This window comes from Nocardiopsis baichengensis YIM 90130, assembly GCF_000341205.1.
Classification (GTDB): domain Bacteria; phylum Actinomycetota; class Actinomycetes; order Streptosporangiales; family Streptosporangiaceae; genus Nocardiopsis_A; species Nocardiopsis_A halophila.
Genome location: NZ_ANAS01000038.1, coordinates 37,783 through 57,923, shown reverse-complemented (window position 1 = coordinate 57,923; position 20,141 = coordinate 37,783). Strand labels below are relative to the sequence as shown.

General features: G+C 75.9%; 18 protein-coding genes and 1 pseudogene. 11 read left to right on the top strand and 8 right to left on the bottom strand.

Features of this window, described 5'->3' with window-relative positions:
- Positions 1-84: 84 nt before the first annotated feature.
- Entirely contained in the window at positions 85-999 is a 915-nt protein-coding gene (locus C892_RS0125555) for a LysR family transcriptional regulator (RefSeq protein ID WP_017559536.1), read from the top strand.
- Positions 1,000-1,014: 15 nt separating this feature from the next.
- On the opposite strand, the gene C892_RS0125550 is transcribed toward C892_RS0125555, so the two are convergent.
- A complete protein-coding gene (locus C892_RS0125550; RefSeq protein WP_026124641.1) occupies positions 1,015-1,596 on the bottom strand; it encodes a TetR/AcrR family transcriptional regulator in 582 nt (193 codons plus the stop codon).
- A gap of 208 nt (positions 1,597-1,804) precedes the next feature.
- On the opposite strand from C892_RS0125550, the gene C892_RS0125545 reads away from it, so the two are divergent.
- Positions 1,805-2,566 (top strand): SDR family NAD(P)-dependent oxidoreductase, encoded by a 762-nt coding sequence (locus C892_RS0125545; protein ID WP_017538252.1) that lies wholly within the window; start codon positions 1,805-1,807, stop codon positions 2,564-2,566.
- Positions 2,567-2,569: 3 nt separating this feature from the next.
- Here the strand turns inward: C892_RS0125545 and C892_RS0125540 are convergent, their stop codons facing one another.
- Positions 2,570-3,478 carry a serine hydrolase gene (locus tag C892_RS0125540; protein WP_017559534.1) on the bottom strand — a complete coding sequence of 303 codons (909 nt, stop codon included), beginning with the start codon at positions 3,476-3,478 and terminating at the stop codon, positions 2,570-2,572.
- Positions 3,457-4,401 (bottom strand): LysR family transcriptional regulator, encoded by a 945-nt coding sequence (locus C892_RS0125535; RefSeq protein WP_017559533.1) that lies wholly within the window; start codon positions 4,399-4,401, stop codon positions 3,457-3,459. The genes C892_RS0125540 and C892_RS0125535 overlap by 22 nt, the downstream gene beginning before the upstream one ends.
- A gap of 139 nt (positions 4,402-4,540) precedes the next feature.
- Here C892_RS0125535 and bla point away from each other — a divergent pair, with 139 nt between their 5' ends.
- Both bla and C892_RS0125525 read left to right on the top strand, forming a co-directional pair.
- On the top strand, positions 4,541-5,446 hold the full coding sequence (gene bla / locus C892_RS0125530; RefSeq protein WP_017559532.1) for a class A beta-lactamase: 906 nt from the start codon (positions 4,541-4,543) through the stop codon (positions 5,444-5,446).
- Positions 5,447-5,604: 158 nt separating this feature from the next.
- Complete coding sequence (locus C892_RS0125525) at positions 5,605-6,324, top strand: L,D-transpeptidase family protein (protein WP_017559531.1); 720 nt, start codon at positions 5,605-5,607, stop codon at positions 6,322-6,324.
- A 59-nt stretch (positions 6,325-6,383) separates the two neighbouring features.
- Here C892_RS0125525 and C892_RS0125520 read toward each other — a convergent pair whose 3' ends face one another.
- The 4 genes from C892_RS0125520 to C892_RS0125505 all read right to left on the bottom strand — a co-directional run bounded on the left by C892_RS0125520 (position 6,384) and on the right by C892_RS0125505 (position 12,398).
- Complete coding sequence (locus C892_RS0125520) at positions 6,384-7,811, bottom strand: sodium:solute symporter family protein (protein ID WP_239647539.1); 1,428 nt, start codon at positions 7,809-7,811, stop codon at positions 6,384-6,386.
- Between the two features lie 195 nt (positions 7,812-8,006).
- On the bottom strand, positions 8,007-9,755 hold the full coding sequence (locus tag C892_RS0125515; RefSeq protein ID WP_017559529.1) for an ABC transporter ATP-binding protein: 1,749 nt from the start codon (positions 9,753-9,755) through the stop codon (positions 8,007-8,009).
- Positions 9,752-11,440 (bottom strand): ABC transporter transmembrane domain-containing protein, encoded by a 1,689-nt coding sequence (locus tag C892_RS0125510; RefSeq protein WP_017559528.1) that lies wholly within the window; start codon positions 11,438-11,440, stop codon positions 9,752-9,754. The genes C892_RS0125515 and C892_RS0125510 overlap by 4 nt, the downstream gene beginning before the upstream one ends.
- 37 nt (positions 11,441-11,477) lie before the next feature.
- Positions 11,478-12,398, bottom strand: a complete 921-nt coding sequence (locus C892_RS0125505) for a LysR family transcriptional regulator (RefSeq protein ID WP_017559527.1) — start codon at positions 12,396-12,398, stop codon at positions 11,478-11,480.
- A gap of 130 nt (positions 12,399-12,528) precedes the next feature.
- Here C892_RS0125505 and C892_RS0125500 point away from each other — a divergent pair, with 130 nt between their 5' ends.
- Together C892_RS0125500 and C892_RS0125495 are read left to right on the top strand one after the other, a co-directional pair.
- A complete protein-coding gene (locus C892_RS0125500; RefSeq protein ID WP_017559526.1) occupies positions 12,529-13,770 on the top strand; it encodes a cytochrome ubiquinol oxidase subunit I in 1,242 nt (413 codons plus the stop codon).
- Positions 13,767-14,780 carry a cytochrome d ubiquinol oxidase subunit II gene (locus C892_RS0125495; protein ID WP_017559525.1) on the top strand — a complete coding sequence of 338 codons (1,014 nt, stop codon included), beginning with the start codon at positions 13,767-13,769 and terminating at the stop codon, positions 14,778-14,780. The genes C892_RS0125500 and C892_RS0125495 overlap by 4 nt, the downstream gene beginning before the upstream one ends.
- A 63-nt stretch (positions 14,781-14,843) precedes the next feature.
- Here C892_RS0125495 and C892_RS0125490 read toward each other — a convergent pair whose 3' ends face one another.
- Positions 14,844-15,086 carry a chaplin family protein gene (locus C892_RS0125490; RefSeq protein ID WP_017538263.1) on the bottom strand — a complete coding sequence of 81 codons (243 nt, stop codon included), beginning with the start codon at positions 15,084-15,086 and terminating at the stop codon, positions 14,844-14,846.
- A gap of 213 nt (positions 15,087-15,299) precedes the next feature.
- On the opposite strand from C892_RS0125490, the gene C892_RS0125485 reads away from it, so the two are divergent.
- The 5 genes and pseudogenes from C892_RS0125485 to C892_RS0125465 all read left to right on the top strand — a co-directional run bounded on the left by C892_RS0125485 (position 15,300) and on the right by C892_RS0125465 (position 20,086).
- A complete protein-coding gene (locus C892_RS0125485) occupies positions 15,300-15,716 on the top strand; it encodes a cupin domain-containing protein (protein ID WP_017559524.1) in 417 nt (138 codons plus the stop codon).
- A complete protein-coding gene (locus C892_RS0125480; protein ID WP_017559523.1) occupies positions 15,713-16,924 on the top strand; it encodes a Tm-1-like ATP-binding domain-containing protein in 1,212 nt (403 codons plus the stop codon). The genes C892_RS0125485 and C892_RS0125480 overlap by 4 nt, the downstream gene beginning before the upstream one ends.
- 4 nt (positions 16,925-16,928) lie before the next feature.
- Complete coding sequence (locus C892_RS0125475; protein WP_017559522.1) at positions 16,929-17,759, top strand: phosphoenolpyruvate hydrolase family protein; 831 nt, start codon at positions 16,929-16,931, stop codon at positions 17,757-17,759.
- Positions 17,760-17,805: 46 nt separating this feature from the next.
- Positions 17,806-18,795 (top strand): annotated as a pseudogene (locus C892_RS0125470) (sigma-70 family RNA polymerase sigma factor); the annotation flags it as partial.
- 76 nt (positions 18,796-18,871) lie between these two features.
- Positions 18,872-20,086: an SPFH domain-containing protein gene (locus C892_RS0125465; protein ID WP_017559520.1), complete on the top strand. Its 1,215-nt coding sequence runs from the start codon at positions 18,872-18,874 to the stop codon at positions 20,084-20,086.
- The last annotated feature ends 55 nt before the right edge of the window (positions 20,087-20,141 follow it).

Here is a 20,141-nt window from a genome sequence, read left to right as displayed (position 1 = left end):
CTGGCGGATCGAAGCTATCGGGCAACAAGCCGTGAGAGAATGCCGCGCGGATCAACGCTCCCTTGCCTGTGCGGAAAGAAGGCGATGACGGCCCTCTCCGACCTCGACGACCTGGAGTTCTTCGCCGCCGTCGCGCGCTCGCCGAGCCTGACCGCCGCCGCGCGCGAGTGGGGCGTCACCCTCTCGGCGGTCAGCAAGCGCCTGACCCGCCTGGAGGAGCGCCTGGCCGCCCAGCTCGTCCGGCGCAGCACCCGCAGGCTCTCCCTCACCGAGGCGGGCGAGCTCTACGCCGCCGGCGCGCGCGGGCTGCTCCAGGACCGCTCCGACCTGGAAGAGCGCGTCAGCCGCTCCTCGGGGCGCCTGCGCGGGTCGATCGCCCTGCACTCCACCATGGGGCTGGGGCGGCACCACATCGCCCCGCTCCTGCGGGAGTTCACCGACGCACACCCCGACATCGCCGTGGAGCTGACGCTCTCCGAGCACGCCTTCAACATCGCCGGGTCCGGCTACGACGCCGCGATCCGGGTCGGCCCGCCGCCCGACGCCCGCCTGCGCCTGCGGCGCCTGCACCCCAACCGGCGCATCGTCTGCGCCGCGCCCTCCTATCTGGAGGCCCGCGGCACCCCGCGCTCCCTGGCCGACCTCGCCGACCACAACTGCCTGGTGATCAAGGAGAACGACGCCGACTTCGGCGTCTGGCGGTTCGGCACCGGTCCCGGCGACGAGACGGCGGTGCGGGTCTCGGGGGACATGGCCGGCAACGACGGCGAGGTGATCGTCGGCTGGTGCCTGGAGGGGCGGGGCCTGATGCTCCGGTCGGCCTGGCACGCCCTGCCGCTGATCCGCAGCGGCCGCCTGGTGCAGGTGCTGCCGCAGGTGCCCACCCCGCCGGCCGACGTGTTCGCGGTCACCGACGCCACCGCCTTCCTCCCCCGCCGCACCCGCGCCCTCCTCGACCACCTGGCCCACGGCCTGGCCGCCCGCCTGGCGGAGGAGTGAACCCGCCGGGGCCGTTCACTCCCGGAGGAGGGGGAGTCCCCGTTCCAGGGTGTGCAGGGACGTGTGGAGCGCGGCGGCGTAGGAGGGGGCTTCCCCTTCCCCGAGTGCCGACTCCTCGGCGCCCAGGCGCAGGGCCGCGTTGAGGGAGGCGGCGTGCACGCGCACCTCCAGGTCGTCGGCGGAGCGGCCGGTGCGTTCGGCGAGGATGCCGGCGAAGACCCCCTCGGCCTCGCGGTGCACGTCCATCCACACGGACATGAGGCCGGGCTCGGTCCGGGTCATCCGGATCAGGGCGGTGACCGGGCCGGCCGCCGGGGCCTCTCCGGCGAAGGCGGCCCGGTCCTCCAGGTGGGCGAGCAGGCCGGTGCCGCGCGGCCAGGTGCGCAGCCACCCGGCCATCGCCTCCAGCCCGGAGGTGAGCAGCGGCCGGACGCACCCCTCCTTGCTGGGGAAGTAGCGCCAGAGGGTGCGCGCGGAGACGCCGATCGCCGCGGCGATGTCCTCGCCGGTGGTGGCGGCCACCCCCTTCTCGGCGAACAGCTCCGTGGCGGCCCGGGCGATCTCGGTGCGCACCGCCTGCCTGCGGCGCTCGCTCATCGGCGGGCGCCCCCGCCCCTTGGCCGCTTCCGGCACCGGTCCCTCCTCCGTCCTCGGGCGTGCTCGGGGCCTCAGGCTAGCCGTGCGGCGGAGCACCCCCCGATAAAATGTCGCTCAGTGACAAATAGTCGTAACATGACAGAAAGAGCCCCCCACGCACCCACTCACCCCCGCGCACACCGCGCACCGCCACCGAAGGGAGCCCGCCATGCGGACCGGGCTGGAGTCCAAGAGCGCCGTCGTCACCGGGGGCGGGTCCGGCATCGGCCGGGCCGCCGCCCTGCGCCTGGCCGAGGAGGGCGCGAAGGTCCTCATCGCCGACATCGACGCCGCGGCCGCCGAGCGCGCCGCCGAGGAGGTCCGCGCCGCCGGCGGGACCGCCGGGGCGGTCGTGGGCGACCTGAGCCGGCAGGAGGTCGTGGACCGGGTCGCCGGCACCGCCGCCGAGCGCTTCGGCGGCATCGACGTGCTGGTCAACAACGCCGGGATCATGGACGACATGTCGGCCGCCGCCGACGTCACCGACGAGCTGTGGGAACGCCTGATCCGGGTGAACCTGACCGCGCCGTTCCTGCTCACCCGCGCCGTGCTGCCGCACATGCTGGAGCGGGGCTCGGGCGCGATCGTGTTCACCGCCTCGGAGGCCTCGCTGCGCGGCAGCGCCGCCGGGGCCGCCTACACCGCCGCCAAGCACGGGGTGGTCGGGCTGGTGAAGTCGACCGCGGTGATGTACCGCGACCAGGGCATCCGGGTCAACGCGGTCGCCCCCGGCGGTACCGCCACCGGCATCCGGGTGGACGCCGACGCCTCCGCGGCCGGCCCGCGGGTCCTGGGCGCCTACACGGCCGGCATCGGCCGGGTCGCCGAGGCCGACGAGCTCGCCGCGGCCGTCGTCTTCCTGGCCTCCGACGCCGCGAGCAGCATCAACGGCGCCGTGCTGCCGGTGGACAACGGCTGGTCGGCGGTCTGAGCCTCACACCCGCGCCGCCCGGAGGCGGTCGCGCAGGCGCCGCGCCACGGCCCCCATCAGCGCCTCCGCCTCCGGCTGCACGATGGCCGCCACCCGCGACTCGGTGAGCGCCGCCACCGCGTAGGCGCCGCCGCCGTCGTGCTCGACCACGCCGATCTCGTGGCGCAGGTTCAGCAGCGTCCCGGTCTTGGAGGACCACCGCGCCGCGTCCGAGGCGAAGTCCGGGGCGAGCCGCTGCCGCAGCGTGTTGGCGGCCATCAGGCCGCGCACCCGCTCGGCGGTCCCGGCGTCCAGCGTTTGCGGCCGCCACAGCTCCTGCAGCAGGTCGGCGTAGGCCCGCGCGGACCCGGCGCTGGCCCGGGTGACGTCCAGCTGGGGGACGCTGTGCCCGCGCCCCTCGGTGCCCGCCTCGATCGCCAGCCGCTGCGCCAGGTGGGCGTCGGCCGGGGCCAGGTGGGCCTCGGGGGTGTCCCGCAGGTGCCGCAGCGTGTTGCGGATGGTGATCCCGTCCAGGCCCAGCTCCTTGAGCAGCCCGGCCACCTCGGCCGGCGGCGTGAGGGCGAACAGCGCCTCGGAGGCGGCGTTGTCGCTGACGGCCATGCTCAGGTACAGCAGGTCCTCCACCGCGATGCTCGCCGGGTGGCGGAAGCGGCTGATCCCCGTCGGCCCCGGGACCACGTCCACCCCCGGGGTCAGCAGCACCTGCCGTGCGGGGTCCAGCTCCCCGCGCCGGACCCGCTCCAGCACCGCCGTCGCCAGCGGCACCTTCACCAGCGAGGCCGTGCTGAACTCCAGGTCGGGCTCGATCCCGATCTCCTCGCCCGAGTCCAGGTCGCGCACCAGGAACGAGCCGCGCAGTCCGCCCTCGTCCAGCTCCTCGCGCAGCCGTCTCAGGAAGGCCTCCTCCCGCACTCCGCGTCCTCCTCTCCGGTCCTGTCCGCGGTGTCCCCGTCGCCGTCGGCCCCCAGGCAGCGCGCGATCCCCGCGCGCAGCGGCCCCCGCAGCCGGCCGGGGTCCTCGCCGCCGCTGGTGGCCGCGTCGAACCCGCGCGCCAGGTCCTCCTCGCCCACCGGGCGCCAGTACAGCCCCAGGTCGTCGGCCTGGCGCTCGGACGCCAGCAGCAGGTCGCCGCCGTCGAGCACCTCGGCCAGCGCCCCGGCCAGCGTGCGGGCCAGGGCCACCTGGGCCGGGCGCAGCCCCGCCCGGTCGCGCAGCCGGAAGACGCGGTCGCGCACGTGCGGCACGTCGTCCTCGGGCTGGATCCACAGCCGGCGCGGCCGCCCGGGCCCCGGGGACCGCCCCGTGCGCCCGGAGCGCAGCGTCTCCAGGTACACCGCCGCCCCCTCGGGCTCGGTGGCCGAGGCCGCCCCCAGGGGCACCCGCCACACCGCCTCGGCCTCGGGCACCGCGACCAGGGCCGCGCGCACCTCCTGGGAGCGCAGCAGCTCGGTGCGGACCGCCGGCGGCGCCGCCTCCAGGTCCAGCCGCAGGCCCAGGCGGCGCGCCCGCACGTCCAGCAGGGCCAGGTCGCCGGTGGTGCACACCTCCGGCACGGCCAGCCGCAGCGGGGCGTTGCGGGCCTGCTCGGCGGCGTCCTCCATCGCCTCGGCCAGCCGGACCAGGCGGCGCGCGGCCGGCAGCATCTCGCGGCCGAACGGGGTCAGCCGCGCCCTGCGGCTCGACCGGTCGAAGAGCCGCCCGCCCAGGTGGCGCTCGAGCGCGGCGATCCGTCTGCTGGCCACCGGCTGGGCCACCCGGGCGGCGGCCGCCCCCAGGGTGAAGCTGCCCTGCTCGCTCACGTGGACGAACGCCCTGCAGGCGGCGACGAGGTCCATGGGCTCACCTTATGCCGCTGCGGCATGGAAGGCGCCGTTTCCGTCTTGGACAGCATTCGATCCGCGGGCCAGACTGCTGGGCAGGGTTCCCGGGGCCCTTCCGAATCGCCGTACCGCCGCAGATGAGGAAGGCCGAACCATGCTGATCGAACGTGCACTGCCCGCGCTGCTCGCCGCGGCCGTCGTGCCCGCCGCCGCCTGCTCCCCTCAGGAGGACGCGGCCCCGACCGCGGGCACGTCGCAGACCGGCGCAGAGGCCGGCGCCGATGCCGGCTTCGAGCGCCTTGAGGAGGAGTTCGGCGCCCGGTTGGGCGTCTACGCGCTGGACACGGGGAGCGGCGAGGAGGTCGCCTACAACGCCGACGAGCGCTTCGCCTACGCCTCCACCTTCAAGGTGCCGGCGTGCGGCGCGGTCATGGAGGAGCACTCCCTCAAGGAGATGGAGGAGACCGTCGTCCACTTCGACGAGGAGGACCTCGTCACGTACTCGCCCATCACCGAGGACCACGTGGACACGGGGATGACGCTGATGGAGGTGTGCGACGCGGCGCTGCGCTACAGCGACAACACCGCGGCCAACCTCCTGCTGGAGGAGATCGGCGGCCCCGAGGGCTTCCAGGAGGCGATGCGCGAGCTCGGCGACGAGGTGACCGTCTCCGCGCGCTGGGAGACCGAGCTGAACGAGAACAAGCCGGGCGACGAGCGCGACACCAGCTCCCCGCGGGCGTTCGCCGGGAATCTGGAGGAGTACGTCCTCGGCGACACGCTGGAGGAGGACAAGAGCGAGGCGCTCGCCGACATGATGGTCCGCAGCACCACCGGCGACACCCTGATCCGGGCCGGGGTGCCGGAGGACTGGAAGGTCGGCGACAAGTCGGGGATGCCGGGCTACGGCGCCCGCAACGACATCGCCGTGATGTGGCCCCCGGAGGGCGACCCGATCGTGCTGGCGGCCTACTCCACCAAGGACACCGAGGACGCCGAGTCCGAGGACGAGCTGATCGCCCAGGCGGCGGAGGAGGCCGTCGCGGCCCTGCAGGGCTGACCGGGACCGGCCCCGCACCGGCCGGCCCCGTCGCACGGGGCCGGCCGGGCTCCTGCACGCACCCCTGCCCGCCCCGTTCACCGGGCCTTCACTCAGAGGCGCCCGAGCTTAAGGGAGCAGTCCGGTAATGGCGGGGGAAAGAGGGGTAAAAGAGGGAAATGACCCTACGACGTTCCCCCCGCCGTGCGGCCACGGTCGCGGCGCTCGCCCTGGCGGCCGCCGTCGTCCCGCTCCCCGACGCCCCACCCGCGGGCACCGCCTACGCGGCCGTCGCCCCCGCCTCCGACCTGCTGCGCGCCGGCGACTCCGGCCCCGAGGTCCAGACCCTCCAGGAGCGCCTGAGCGGCCTGGGCTACTGGCTCGGCACCGCCGACGGCGAATTCGGCACCGAGACCTCCCTGGCGGTGCAGGCCCTGCAGAAGGCCGCCGGGATCGACCGCGACGGGATCGTGGGCCCCGACACCCGCGCCGCGCTCGACGAGGGCGTGCGCCCCTCCGCCCAGACCTCCAGCGGCCGCGCGGTCGAGATCGACCTGGACCGCCAGCTGCTGATGACCGTCGAGGACGGGCAGGTGCAGGAGGTGTTCAGCACCTCCACCGGCTCCGGCGAGCCCTACACCTCCCGTGGCGAGCGGCACATCGCGACCACCCCCACCGGGAGCTACCAGGTGTTCCGCGAGGTCGACGCCTGGGACCCGGGCCCCCTCGGCGCGCTCTACCGGCCCAAGTACTTCAACGGCGGCATCGCCGTCCACGGCTACGGGTCGGTCCCGCCCTACCCCGCCTCCCACGGCTGCGCGCGCGTGGGCCTGAAGGCGATGGACCACCTGTGGGAGAGCGGCCACCTCGACGTCTACGACACCGTGCTGGTGCGCTGAGGCCGCACCGCGCCCCGGGAGCGGGCGGGGCCCGGCGCGGCCGCCGGGCCCCGCCCGCCTCATTCCCCGCCGGCGCGGAGCGTGGTCCCCACGTCCATCCGGGCGCGCTCCCGCCCCAGCCGCTCCCGCGCCTCCTCCCGGGTGATCGGCGTCGGCGGCGTCACCAGGCTCACCGCAACCCCGCACACCAGGGCCGCCGCCATCGACGGGAAGACCGGGTTGCCCCAGAACTCCGACCAGGAGGCGGTGCCCTCGACCGCCAGCGCCGCGGCCGAGCCGCCGGCCATCGCCGCCAGCGCGCCCTGCCAGGTGGCCCGCCTCCAGAAGCGGCCGAGCAGCGAGGCGACCAGCAGCCCGGTGAGCACGGTGGAGATCATCAGCGTGATGTAGTCGATGATCGTGGTGGCCGCCAGCGCGCACAGCAGCGCCAGCAGCAGCACGCCGGCCAGGCACAGCCGGGACAGCCGCACCATGTCCGCGGACCGGGGCAGCCGCCCGGTGACCAGGTGGGCCACGTCGCGCAGCAGGATCGTGGTGGCCGCCACCGCGTCGGAGTCGCCCGAGGACATGGTCGCCGACAGCCCTGCCACCAGCAGGAACGCGCCCACCCAGACGGGGAACAGGGTGGTGGCCAGGTAGGGGAAGGCCATGTCGGGGTTGTCCAGGCCCGGCGCCAGGGCGCGGGCGGACATCCCCGCCACCGCCGGCAGCAGGGCGAACGCCGCGAACAGCCCGCCGACCCAGGCGAAGCTCCGGCGGACCGTGGCGGTGTCCCGCGCCGAGTAGATCCGCTGCCGGTAGGACGGCGTGGCCAGCACGCCCACCGCCACCACCGCCGCCAGCGACGCCGCCGGGACCGGCCCCAGCGCCTCGATGCCGAGCAGGGAGGAGGCCTCGGCGGGCACCCCCTCGGTCAGCCCGGACGGCCCGCCCGCCGCCGCCAGCGCCAGCACGGCCAGCACGGTGAAGCCGATGAAGAGCACCGTGCCCTGCACCGCGTCGGTGACGACCACCGCCAGGTAGCCGCCGACCACCGTGTACAGCCCGAACCCGGCGGCGACCACGACCTTGGCGAGCTGGGGGTCCATGCCGGTCAGGTAGGACAGGTAGAGCGATCCCCCCAGGATGTGCGCGCCCAGCCAGCCCACCGAGGCCAGCACGAGCACCACCGAGACCACCCCCTTGACCGCCCGGCTGGCGCCGAAGTAGGAGCTCATCTCCTCGGAGAAGGTCATGAAGCCGTGCCGGCGCACGTCGGCGAAGAGCCACATGAGCAGCAGCACCCCGCCCGCGCCGCCGATGCCGTACAGCGCCCCGGCCCAGCCGTTCTCGTAGCCGAACCCGACGGCGCCGAGGCTGGAGCCGGTGCCGACCAGGGTGGCCAGGGTGGTGCCGAGCAGCAGCGGGGTGCCCAGGCTGCGTCCGGCCAGCAGGAAGTCCTCCCCGCTGCGGGCGCGCCGGGCGACCCACACGCCCAGGCCGAGCATGGCCGCCAGGACGGCGAGCAGCACCGGGAGGTAGATGGGGGAGGAGAGGTCGTCCGGCACGGGGGCCTCCGATCCGCACGCGGGGGACAGGGCGAATTCAGGAGCCACATGGTGGCTCCGTGGGCCCCCCGGGCGGACCCCCCGGAGGCGATCGTGCTGCACTGCACACCGCCGTGGTGCGGTGCACGCGCCCCCTCAGCGGCCGTCGCTCCAGGCCTTCCACAGGTCGGCATAGGGGCCGCCGCGCCCCACCAGCTCGGCGTGGGTGCCCGTCTCCACGACGCGCCCGGCCTCCATCACCACCACCCGGTCCGCGTCCACCGCCTGGGGCAGCCGGTGCGCCACCACCAGCGCCGTCCTGCCCTCGGTGGCGGCCAGCGCCGCCCGCTCCAGGCCCCGGGCGCCCGCGCTCCCGGCCTCGGCACCGGCCTCGTCCAGCACCGCCACCGCCGGGTCGGCCAGCACCAGCCGCGCCAGCGCCACGTGCTGGGCCTGGTCGGCGGTGAGCCGCGTGCCGTTCTCCCCCACCGCGGTGGCGATCCCCTCCGGCAGCGCCTGCGCCCAGGCGCGGGCGCCGACCCGCTCCAGTGCCCGCAGCACCCGCTCGTCGTCGGCGCCGGGGGCGGCGATGCGCACGTTCTCGGCGAGCGTCCCGGAGAACATGTGGGACTCCTGGCTGACCATGGCGACGTGCCGGCGCAGGTCCGCGCGGGGCACCCGCTCGACCGGTACGCCGCCCAGCAGCACCCGCCCCCCGGTCGGCGCGAGCCGCCCGGCCACCGCCCGGGCCAGCGTCGTCTTGCCCGCCCCGCTCGCCCCCACCAGGGCCACCCGCTCCCCCGGGGCGATGTCCAGGTCCACCCCGTCGAGCACCGCGGGCCCGTCCTCGTAGCGGTGCACCGCCCCGCGCACCCGCACCCCGCCGTGCGCCGGGCGGGCCGGATCGGCCGGCTCGGGAGGCTCGGGCAGGTCGAGCACCCCGGCGATGCGCGCCAGGCTCGCCCCCGCCGACTGCACGTCGTCGAAGCTGGTCATCAGCGCCCCGAAGGGGTCGAAGAGCCGGTGGAACAGCAGCGCCGCCGCGGTCACCGCGCCCACGGTGGCCTGCTCGGTCCCCACCAGCCAGAAGCCCACGGCCACGATCATCGACAGCCCGACGCACTCGGCCGCGTTCATCCCCCCGATGAACCGGCTGAACAGGCGGAACACGCCGATCTCGGTGTCCCGGGCGGCGGCGGAGCGCTCGGCGACCAGCGCGGAGCGCCGCTCCCGCAGCCGGTAGGCCTCCACGGTCGGCGCCCCCTGCAGGGAGCTGACCAGCGCCTGGGCCCGGTCGCCGAGCTGGGCGCGCTGGCGGGCGTACATCGGCGCGGACCTGGGCAGGTACCAGCGCAGCGCCAGCGCGTGCACCGGCAGGGCGCACGCGCCCGCCAGCCCGAGCCGCCAGTCCAGGGCGGCCATCCCGCCCAGCGCCATCACCACCAGCACCAGCGAGGTGAGCACCAGCGGCGCGCGCTCGCGCACCACCTCCGAGGTCCGGGCCACGTCGTCGCCGACCCGGGAGAGCAGGTCGCCGGGGCTGAGCCGGGAGAGCCGCTCCTCCGGCAGCCGCACCGCCCTGCGCATCACCGCCTCGCGCAGCCGCGCCAGGACCCTCTCCCCGGCCCGCGCCAGCAGCACCGACTCCAGCGCCGCGAACACGCCCCCGGCCAGCGCGGCGAGGGCGATGACACCGGCCAGCACCAGCACGCGCCCGCCGCCCCCGCCGTCGACCACCGCGTCCACCAGCAGGCCCAGCGCCCAGGGCCCGGCGAGCACGCAGGCGTTGGCCGCCACGCTGGCGGCGACGGCGGCGGCCCCGGTCAGGCGGACCGCGCGCACCTGCCGCGCCAGCACCGCCAGGGTCCGGCGCCCGGAGGCCACCGGCAGGGTCCGGTAGGTCATCGCAGTACCGCCTCGGCGTAGTCGGGGTCGTCGGCCGCCAGTCCGGCGTGGGTGCCCTCGGCCGCGACGCGGCCGCCGGCCACGGCCACCACCCGGTCGGCCCGGGCGAGCAGCGCGGGGCTGGAGCAGACCGCCACCGTGCAGGCGCCGTGCCGCAGCCGGCGCAGCCCGGCCGCGATCGCCTCCTCGGTCACCGCGTCCACCGCGGTGGTGGGGTCGTGCAGCACCAGCACCGGGGGGTCGGCCGCCAGGGCCCGGGCCAGCCCCAGGCGCTGGCGCTGGCCGCCGGACAGGGTGGTGCCGCGGTCGGTCAGCGGGGCCTGCAGGCCGCCCGGCACGGTGCGCACCACCTCGTCGGCGGCGGCCGCGCGCAGCGCCGGCCAGGGGTCGGCGCCGGGCGCGGCGCCGGTCAGCACGTTCTCGGCCAGGGTTCCCTCGAACAGGTCGGCGTCGTGCGGCTCGACCAGCACCCGCTCCCGCACCCGCTCGGGCCCCAGGGCCTCGGCCGGGACCCCGTCCACCAGGTAGGCGCCGCCGTGCTCGGCGGCGGGCGACCGGGCGGCCAGGACGTCGACCAGGGCGCGGGCGTCGGCGGGGTCGTAGCAGACCACCCCGAGGAACTCCCCGGGCGCCACCCGCAGGTCCAGCCCGCCCAGGGCGCCGCCCACCCCCTTGAGCTCGACGGGGGCCGCCCCGGGGGCGCCGGTCCGCCCGTCTGCCCCGGGCTCGCCCGCGGCCAGCCGGAAGGGGGCGCGCAGCACCCGCTCCAGGCGGTCGGAGGAGGCCTTGGAGCGGGCCAGGTGCATCGTGGCGTAGCCGATCTCGCGCACCGGCTCGGTCAGGAACTGGGCCAGCCCGACCACGGTGACCAGCTCGCCGACGCTGATCCGGCCCTGCACGGCGGCCGTGCCCGCCGCCGCGGCGACCGCGGCCAGCAGCAGCCCGCCGGCCAGCCCGGTGGCGCCCTGGTACAGGCCCAGCGGCACGGCGGCGCGCAGCGCGCCGCGCAGCGCCGCGGCGCTGGAGGAGGCGTAGCGCCGGGCGGCGTGCTCCTCGGCCCCGATGCCGCGCAGCGCGGGCAGTCCGCGCACCAGGTCGGCGGCGAGCCCTCCGGCGCGCGCCAGTGCCTCCTGCTGGTCGGCGGTGCGCCGGGTCAGCACCGGGCCGATCCCCTGCACGATCGCCACCAGCACCGGCACCCCCACCAGGACCCCGCCGCCCAGCAGCGGGTCGATGCCCAGCAGCACGGCGGCGGCCACCGCCAGCCCGACCAGCGACCCCGCGCCGCCGGTGAGCGGGTGCAGCACCTGGGCGGTGCGGTCGGCGTCGGTGGTGGCCACGGTCAGCAGCTCGCCCGCGCCCATCCCGGTGTCGGGGGACCGGGGGTCCAGGGCGTGCCCGGCCACCTCGACCCGCAGCCGGTGGGCCTCGTGCTCCCCGGCCCGCACGACGGCGCGCGCCCCGTACCGCCAGGAGAGCGTGAGCACGGTGAACAGCGCGGCCAGCCCGGCCAGGGACACCGCGAGCGCCGCCGGGTCCCCGGCGGCGACGGCGCGGTCGATGACCACCCCGATGGCGACCGGCACCAGCGTCTCGCACACCTGGTAGAGCGACTGCCCCAGCACGGACCGCGCGATCGCGCCCCGGTTCCTGCGCACGGCACGCCGCAGCGGCGTATCGGACATGTCCCTCCCCGGTCGGCACGGCGAGGTAAGGTTAACCTCACTCCACAGGGGAAGGGCAACCGGTTTTCCGGCCGCCCGCGAAGGGGGCGCGGAAGTGGCCCGCGGCGAAGTCGCGGAACCGCCGGGCCGCCGGGGACAGGTGGGCGTCGCGGTGCCACACCAGGGTGAGCACCCGCTCGCAGTCCTGGGCCTCCCCCCGCAGCCAGGCCACCGCGGCGCGGGTGCCCGCCTCGCGCGCCACGGCCGGGATGAGCCCCACCCCGAGCCCGGCGCCGATCAGGTCCTGCATGGCCCCGGGCTCGTCGCCCTCGTAGACGATGGTCGGCAGCACCCCCGCGCGCTCGAAGAGGCGGTCGGCCAACGCGCGCTGCCAGTAGCCGGGGCGCGGCACCACGAACGGTTCGCGCGCGAGCTCCTCGATCCGCACGCTCCGCCGCGCCGCCCAGGGGTGGTCCTGCGGGACGGCGAGGAGGACCTCTTCGCGCAGCAGCTCCCGACCGCACAGGTCGCCCCCGGCCAGCGGCTGGGAGGCCGCGCAGAAGTCCACCCGGCGGTCGCGCAGCAGGCGCGGCATCGCCTCGGCGTGCGCCTGGTGCAGGTGGAACCCGACCCCGGGCTCGGCCCGCCGGAACCCCGCCAGCACCCCGGTCAGGGTGAGCATGGTCTCGGCGGCCACCGACACCGTCCCCCCGGCCTCCCCCGGGACGCCGGCCAGCTCCCGGCGGGCGTCGTCCAGCTCGCCCAGCACCCGCTCGACCCGGCGCAGGAACGCCTCGCCCTGGGCGTTCAGCCGGATCCGCCGCCCCCGCCGGTCGAAGAGCACCGTCCCCAGGTCGGCCTCCAGGCGCGCGACGGCCCGGCTCAGCGACGGCTGGGCCACCATCAGTTCCTCGGCCGCGCGGCTGATGTGCTGGTGGCGCGCCACCGCCTGGAAGTACCGCAGCGCCTGCAGGTCCACCGGGCCACCCTCCTCATGCGCCCGCGCGCATGTGCATATGACGGAATCGGTCTTGGAGATCCTAGGACCCCCCGCTTTAAGGTCGTCACCGTCCGGCCGGCTCCGTTCTTCGCACGGGAAAGGGGGCGCCGTGGACGCGATCGATCTGTCGCGCCTGCAATTCGCACTGACCACCGGAATTCACTGGCTGTTCGTCCTGCTCACCCTGGGCCTGGCTCCCCTGGTCGCCGTCCTGCACACGGCGTCCGCGGCCGCCTCCGACCCGGAAAGGCGCGCCCGCCGCGAACTCCAGGCCCGGTTCTGGGGCCAGTTGTACGTGGTGAACTACGCCCTGGGAATCGTCAGCGGACTCGTCATGGAGTTCCAGCTCGGGCTGAATTGGAGCGGGCTCGGAGAATACGCCGGGAACATCGTCGGCGCGCCGGTCGCCCTGGAGGGGATGGTCGCGTTCTTCGCCGAGTCGACGTTCCTGGGGCTGTGGATCTTCGGCTGGGGGCGGCTGGGCCCGCGCCTGCACGCCGCGCTGATCTGGCTGGTGGCGCTGACCGCCTACGCCTCGGCCTACTTCATCCTGGTCGCCAACGGCTTCATGCAGCACCCGGTCGGCCACGAGGTGCGCGGCGGCACCGCCTACCTCGCCGACCTCGGCGCGGTGATGGCCAACCCCAACGCCCTGGTGGCGCTGGGCCACGTCACCGCGGCCGCGCTGGTCACCGGCGGCCTGGCCATGGCGGGGGTGGCCGCCTACCACTTCGCCCGCCGGACCCCGCACACCGCCTTCTTCCGCGCACCGCTGCGGCTGGGGGTGGTCGTCGCGGCCCTGGCCTGCTACCCGCTCTACGCGGTCGGCGACGTCCAGTTCCGGGGCATCGCCGAACAGCAGCCGTTGAAGACCGCCGTCCTGGAGGGCGGGGCGGAGGGCGCCGCGCACGCGCCCCCGGCGTGGATCGCGGTGCCCGCGGAGACCATGGTCGCCCTGGGCTGGGTGCTCTTCTTCGCCCCGCTGATCGCGCTGGTGCTGCTCCCCCGCGACCTGCTGGTGCGCACCCGCCCGCTCGCCTGGGCGGTGGTGGCCCTGGTCCCGCTGCCGTTCATCGCCTCGGTGTGCGGGTGGCTCTTCCGCGAGGCCGGCCGCCAGCCGTGGCTGGTCTACGGCGAGCTGGCGGTCACCGACGCCGCCTCGCCCGTCCCGGCCGCCGCGGTCGCCGCGGTCGCCGCGTCCCTGGTCCTGTTCACCGGGGTGCTGGGCGCGCTGGCGGCCGCCGACTGGGTGATCATCGCGCGCCTGGCCCACCGGGGCCCAGACGGTGTGCGCCTGGGCGCCCCCGAACCCGAACCCGCCCCCGCCCCGCACTCCGTGAGGACGCCATGACCGTGGAGAGCGCGCCCCTGGAGAACGCCTGGCTGGTCCTGCTGGTCGCCCTGCTGGCCGGGTACCTGGTCCTGGGCGGACTGGACTACGGGACGCAGCTGCTGCGCCCCTTCATCGCCCGCGACGGGGCGGACCGCCGGGCCACGATGGCGGCGCTGGGCCCCTTCTTCTTCGGCAACGAGGTCTGGCTCGTCGCCTTCGCGGCCGTCCTCCTCGGCGCCTTCCCCCTCCTGGAGGGCGCACTGCTGTCCGGGCTGTACCCGGTGCTCGTGCCCCTGCTGGCGGCGCTCGTGGCCGGGAAGGCCGCGGTGCAGCTGCGCGGCCGGGCGCGCACGGCCCGGGGCGTGCGCGGGTGGGACGCCCTGATCACCGCCGGCGGCGCGGTCCCCGCCGTGCTGTGGGGGACGGTGGTCGGCGTCCTGCTCAACGGCGTGGAGTTCACCTCCGGCCACGCGGTCTCGGCCGTTCCCGCCCTGCTCTCCCCTGCGGCCCTGCTGTGCACCGCCGCCGCCCCGCCGCTGTTCGCGGCGCACGGCGCGTCCTTCACCGCACTGCGCACCCTCGGGCCGACGGCCTCCCGGGCCCGCGTCCTGGCCGGGCGCCTCCCGGCGGCCGCGGCCGCCGGCGCCGTCCTCGTCGGCGCCGCCGCCCTCGCCACGCCTGCGGTGGCCCACCCGGCCGCCGCGGCCGGAACCGCCGCACTGCAGGCCGCCGCGCTCCTGGGCGCCCGGGCCGCGGCGCGCGCGGGGCGCACCGGCGCCGCCTTCGCCTGCACCTCGGCCGCGATGGCCCTGTTCGCGGTCCTGCCCTGGGCGGCGCACCACCCCTATGTCCTGGCCTCCGCGGACGGGGGCGGCCTGACCCTGTCCCAGGCGGCCGCCGACGCCGCCTCCCTGGCGCCGCTGTCCTGGGCCGCCGCCGTCGCGGTCCCGCTGATGGCCGCCTACCAGGCCGCCGGCTGGTGGGCGTTCCGCGGCCGGGTCGACGGGCGGACCCGCTCCTACCTGTGACACGGAGAAGGGGACGGCGCCGACCGCTGAGTCCGGCGCCGCCCCCCTGGGGCCGGGGACCGCTTAGTGGTCCTTGACCCAGGCGCCGGAGTCGACGCAGGCGCCGTTGCCGATGCCCAGGATCCCGATGCCGTTGCCGCACACGTTCACCGGGACGTTCGCGTCGGCCACGACCTGGTTGCCCCCGAGGATCGAGCCGTTGCCCGAGGTGATCGGGCCGTCGTGGGCGAAGGCGGGGGCCCCGCCCAGGAGCACGCCCGCGGAGGCGGCGGCGACGGCACCGGCGGCGAACATCTTCTTCATCATGTGGTCCCTCGTCTCGCGGCTCCCGCCGTCCACGGGACACCGCAATATCGACTATCCGTACACATGTGGACACGCTCCGCGTCCACAGGGCCCAATCTAGCCCCCTGCCCCCCGCCCATGTCCGCATTTCACGGAAAATAAGTTTCGGCGCCTCATTCTCATGTTCACCGCCCGCACGTTGCCCTACCCCGGGCCCGGGGTAGGGCACACCCCATGGAACCCACCCCCCACCGCCCCGACTCCGTCCCCACCTGGCTCTTCGACTGGGGGCGGATCAAGTGGCGCATCACCCCCGGCACGGCCCCCGGCACCGAGCTGACCGTCGGCGACGTGGACGTCCACCCCGGAAAGGGCCACGACCGGCACCGGCACCCCGAGTCCGACGAGGTCATCTACGTCCTGTCGGGCACCGGAGAGCAGACCGTCGGCGACGGCCCCGCCTTCCCCGTCGCCGCGGGGGACGCGGTGCACGTCCCCCGCGGCGTGCTGCACTCCACCTTCAACACCGGCTGGAGCACGCTGCGCCTGGTGGTCGTCTACTCCCCCGCCGGCGCCGAGGAGGCGCTGCGCGCGGCCCCCGACTTCCGCGAGGCCCCGGCCGGCGAGCACCCCGGGGCGGTGAACCGGTGAGCGCGCGTCCCCCCGTCGTCGCGGTCCTGGCCACCCTGGACACCAAGGGCGCCGAGGCCGCCTTCGTCACCGGCCGGCTCGCCGCCGCCGGGCTGGAGACCGTCCTGGTCGACACCGGGGTCTTCGCCCCCGCAGCGGGGCCGCCGGCCGACATCGCCGCCCGGGACGCCGCCGACGCGCCGGACGCGGGCGCCGACCGGGGCGCCGCCGTGGCCGCCATGGCCGAGGGGGCGCACGCCGCCGTGCTCGCCCTGCGCGCCCAGGGGCGGCTGGACGGCGCCGTCGCCGTCGGCGGCACCGGCGGCACCGGCGGCACCTCCATCGCCGCCCGGGCCCTGCGCGCGCTGCCGCTGGGGGTGCCCAAGGTGGTGGTCTCCACCGCCGCCTCCGGCGACACCCGCCCCTACGTCGGCGAGAGCGACCTGGTGCTCATGCCCAGCGTGGTGGACGTCGCCGGGCTCAACAGCGTGTCCACCCGGGTGCTGGCCAACGCCTGCGACGCGGTGGCCGGCATGGTGCGCGGCGCGCCGGTGGAGCGGCCCGCCGCGGGCGCCACCGTCGCCGCGAGCATGTTCGGCGTCACCACCCCCGCCGTCACCCGGGCCCGGGAGCTGCTGGAGGAGCGCGGCGACGAGGTGCTCGTCTTCCACATGACCGGCACCGGCGGGCGGGCCCTGGAGGCGCTGGCCGACGCCGGGGCGCTGGACGGGGTGCTCGACCTGACCACGACCGAACTCGCCGACGAACTGGTCGGCGGCGTCATGTCGGCGGGCCCCGGACGGCTCGCGGGCGGCCCCCGCACGCCCCGCGTGATCTCGCTCGGCGCCCTGGACATGGTCAACTTCGGCCCGCGCGAGAGCGTCCCCGAGCACTTCGCCGACCGCCGCCTGCTGGTGCACAACCCCTCGGTCACGCTCATGCGGACCACCCCCGAGGAGTGCGCCGAGCTGGGCAGCCGACTGGCCGCCCGCGCCTGCGCCCGGCCGGGGCCCACCGCGGTGCTGCTGCCGCTGCGCGGCGTCTCCGCGGTCGCCGTGCAGGACGGCCCCTTCCACGACCCGGACGCCGACGCCGCCCTGTTCGACGCGGTGCGCACCGGCCTGGCCGGCAGCGGGGTCCGCGTCGAGGAGCGCGACACCGACATCAACGATCCGGCGTTCGCCGAGGCCGCGGTGGCGGTCCTCGCCGAACTCCACGGGGAGGAGTGAGGGCATGGCCGGGATTCCCAGAGCGGAGATCCTCCAGCGGCTCAAGGCCAAGAGGCAGGCGCGCACCCCGATCATCGGGGGCGGCGCCGGCATCGGCCTGTCCGCCAAGTGCCAGGAGGCGGGCGGCGCCGACATCCTGGTGGTCTACAACTCCGGCCGCTACCGGATGGCGGGGCGCGGCTCGCTGGCCGGCCTGCTGGCCTACGGCAACGCCAACGAGATCGTCGAGGACATGGCCCGGGAGGTGCTGACCGCCGTGCGGGACACCCCGGTCCTGGCCGGCGTCAACGGCACCGACCCGTTCTGCGACTTCGACGTCTTCCTGCCCCGGCTGGCCGCGCTCGGCTATTCGGGGGTGCAGAACTTCCCCACCGTCGGCCTGATCGACGGGGTGTTCCGCGCCAACCTGGAAGAGACCGGGATGGGCTACGCCCATGAGGTGGACATGGTCCGGCGCGCCCGCGCGCTGGACCTGTTCACCTCCCCCTACGTCTTCTCCGCCGAGGACGCCGCGGCGATGGCCGGGGCCGGGGCGGACGTGGTGGTGTGCCACATGGGCCTGACCACCGGGGGCTCCATCGGCGCGGAGACCGCCCTGACCCTGGAGGAGTGCGTTCCGCTGATCGACGAGTGGTCGCAGGCCGCGCTGGAGGTGCGCGAGGACGTCACGGTGCTGTGCCACGGCGGGCCGATCGCCGAGCCGGAGGACGCCGCCTTCGTCCTGCGCGGCTGCCGGAACGTGCACGGCTTCTACGGCGCCTCCTCCATGGAGCGGCTCCCGGTGGAGCAGGCCCTGACCGCGCGCACCCGGGAGTTCTCCGCGATCGCCCTCTGATCGTCGGGGGCGCCCCGTACGATGGGACGCCCCCGAGCGAAAGGGCGCCCCCATGACGGAGCAACGGCTGGACGAGACGCTGGAGGCGCACCGCGGCGAGCTCACCGGGCACTGCTACCGGATGCTGGGGTCGGCGTTCGAGGCCGACGACGCGGTGCAGGAGACGCTGGTGCGGGCCTGGCGCGCCCACGACCGCTTCGAGGGCCGCTCGGCCCTGCGCTCCTGGCTCTACCGCATCGCCACCAACGTGTGCCTGGACATGCTCCAGGGGCGGCAGCGCCGGGCCCGCCCGGTGGACATGGCCCCGGCCGGCACCGCGGCCACCCCGCTGGGCGCGCCGCTGCCGGAGTCGGCGTGGGTCATGCCCATCCCCGACCAGCGCATCGCCCCGCCCGACACCGGCGACCCGGCCGACGCGGTGGTCTCCCGCGAGACCGTGCGCCTGGCCTTCGTCGCCGCGCTGCAGCACCTGCCGCCGCGCCAGCGCGCGGTGCTCATCCTGCGCGAGGTGCTGCGCTGGCGCGCCGCCGAGGTCGCCGACCTGCTCGACACCTCGGTCGCCTCGGTCAACAGCGCCCTGCAGCGGGCCCGGGCCACGCTGGCCGCGCACGGCGCCGCCACCGACGCGGCCCCCGCGCCGGAGCTGGACGAGGAGCACAAGGACCTGCTCACCCGCTACGTGGACATCTTCGAGCGGTACGACATCGCCGCCCTGGTCACCCTGCTGCGCGACGACGCCGCCATGACGATGCCCCCGTTCCCCCTCTGGCTGCGCGGCCACGACGACATCTCCGCCTTCATGCTCGGCCCGGGCGCCAAGTGCCGCGGCTCCCGCCTGGTCCCGGTCTCGGCCAACGGGGCGCCCGCCTTCGGCCACTACCAACCGTCCGAGGACGGCGGCCACGAGCCGTGGGCGCTGCAGGTCCTGGACGTCGAGGACGGCCGCATCACCGGGCTGCACTGCTTCCTGGACACCCAGGCGCTGTTCCCCCTCTTCGGCCTCCCGCCCCGCCTGGAGGCCGGTTCCTCCGACTAGGGGCCGCTTCCGGCCAACCGCGAGGCCCACAGGGGGTGAACCGTCCGGGGCGCCCGTCCGTCCGAAGGAGAGGTGCATGCGTCCCCTGCGCCCGCTGCGGCGCGGGGGACCCGACGAGAGAGGATCCCCCGTGGGCCTGTTCGACTCCATCCGCGGCGAGCTCATCGACATCATCGAGTGGACCGATGACAGCCGGGACACCATGGTCTGGCGCTTCCCGCGGCACGACAACGAGATCAAGATGGGCGCCCAGCTCGTCGTGCGCGAGTCGCAGAACGCCGTGTTCATCAACGAGGGCCGCCTCGCCGACGTCTACCCCCCGGGGACCTACACCCTCGAGACGCAGAACATGCCGATCCTGTCCACCCTCAAGGGGTGGAAGTACGGCTTCGACTCCCCCTTCAAGGCCGAGGTGTACTTCGTCAACACCCGGCAGTTCACCGACATGAAGTGGGGCACCAAGAACCCCGTCATGGTGCGCGACCCCGAGTTCGGCCCGGTCCGGCTGCGCGCCTTCGGCGGGTTCTCCGCGCGGGTGGTCGACCCGGCGCGGTTCCTGACCGAGCTGGTCGGCACCGACCCCAACTTCCGCACCGAGGAGATCGAGGACCACCTGCGCCAGATGATCGTGGGCCGGTTCGGCCCCGCGCTGGCCAAGGCCTCGGCCCGCACGCCGGTCCTGGACCTGGCGGCCGGTCAGGAGGACATCGGCGACAAGGTCGCCGCCGCGCTCAGCGTCGACCTGGCCGACATGGGCCTGGAGATCCCGCGCTTCATCATCGAGAACGTCTCGCTGCCCGAAGAGGTGGAGGAGGCGCTCGACAAGCGCACCCAGATGGGGATCCTCGGCGACATGGGCGAGTACCAGCGCTTCCAGGCCGCCAACGCGCTGGAGGACTCCTCGCAGCACGGGGGCGGCGTCTCCGACGCGATGTCCATGGGCATGGGGATGGCCGCGGCGCAGCAGATGGCGCAGAGCATGCAGCAGCCGGCACCGCAGCAGCCCGCGCCCCAGCCCGCACCGCAGCAGGCGGCGCCGCAGCAGGCGCCGGGCGGCGCGGCCGTTCCGCCGCCGCTGCCCGGCGCGCAGCAGTGGTTCGTCGGCGCCGGCGGGCAGCAGCAGGGCCCCTTCGGGCCCGAGCAGCTCCAGGGCATGGCCGCCCAGGGCGCGCTCACCCGGGAGACGCTGGTGTGGAGCGAGGGGATGGCGCAGTGGACCGCCGCGGGCCAGGTCCCGCAGCTGGCCGGTCTCTTCGGCGCGGCGCCGCCGCCGCTGCCGCCGCAGGCCTGACCCGCACCGCCATCCCCCGAACCGCGTAGGAGCACGTCCCGCATGTCCACACCCC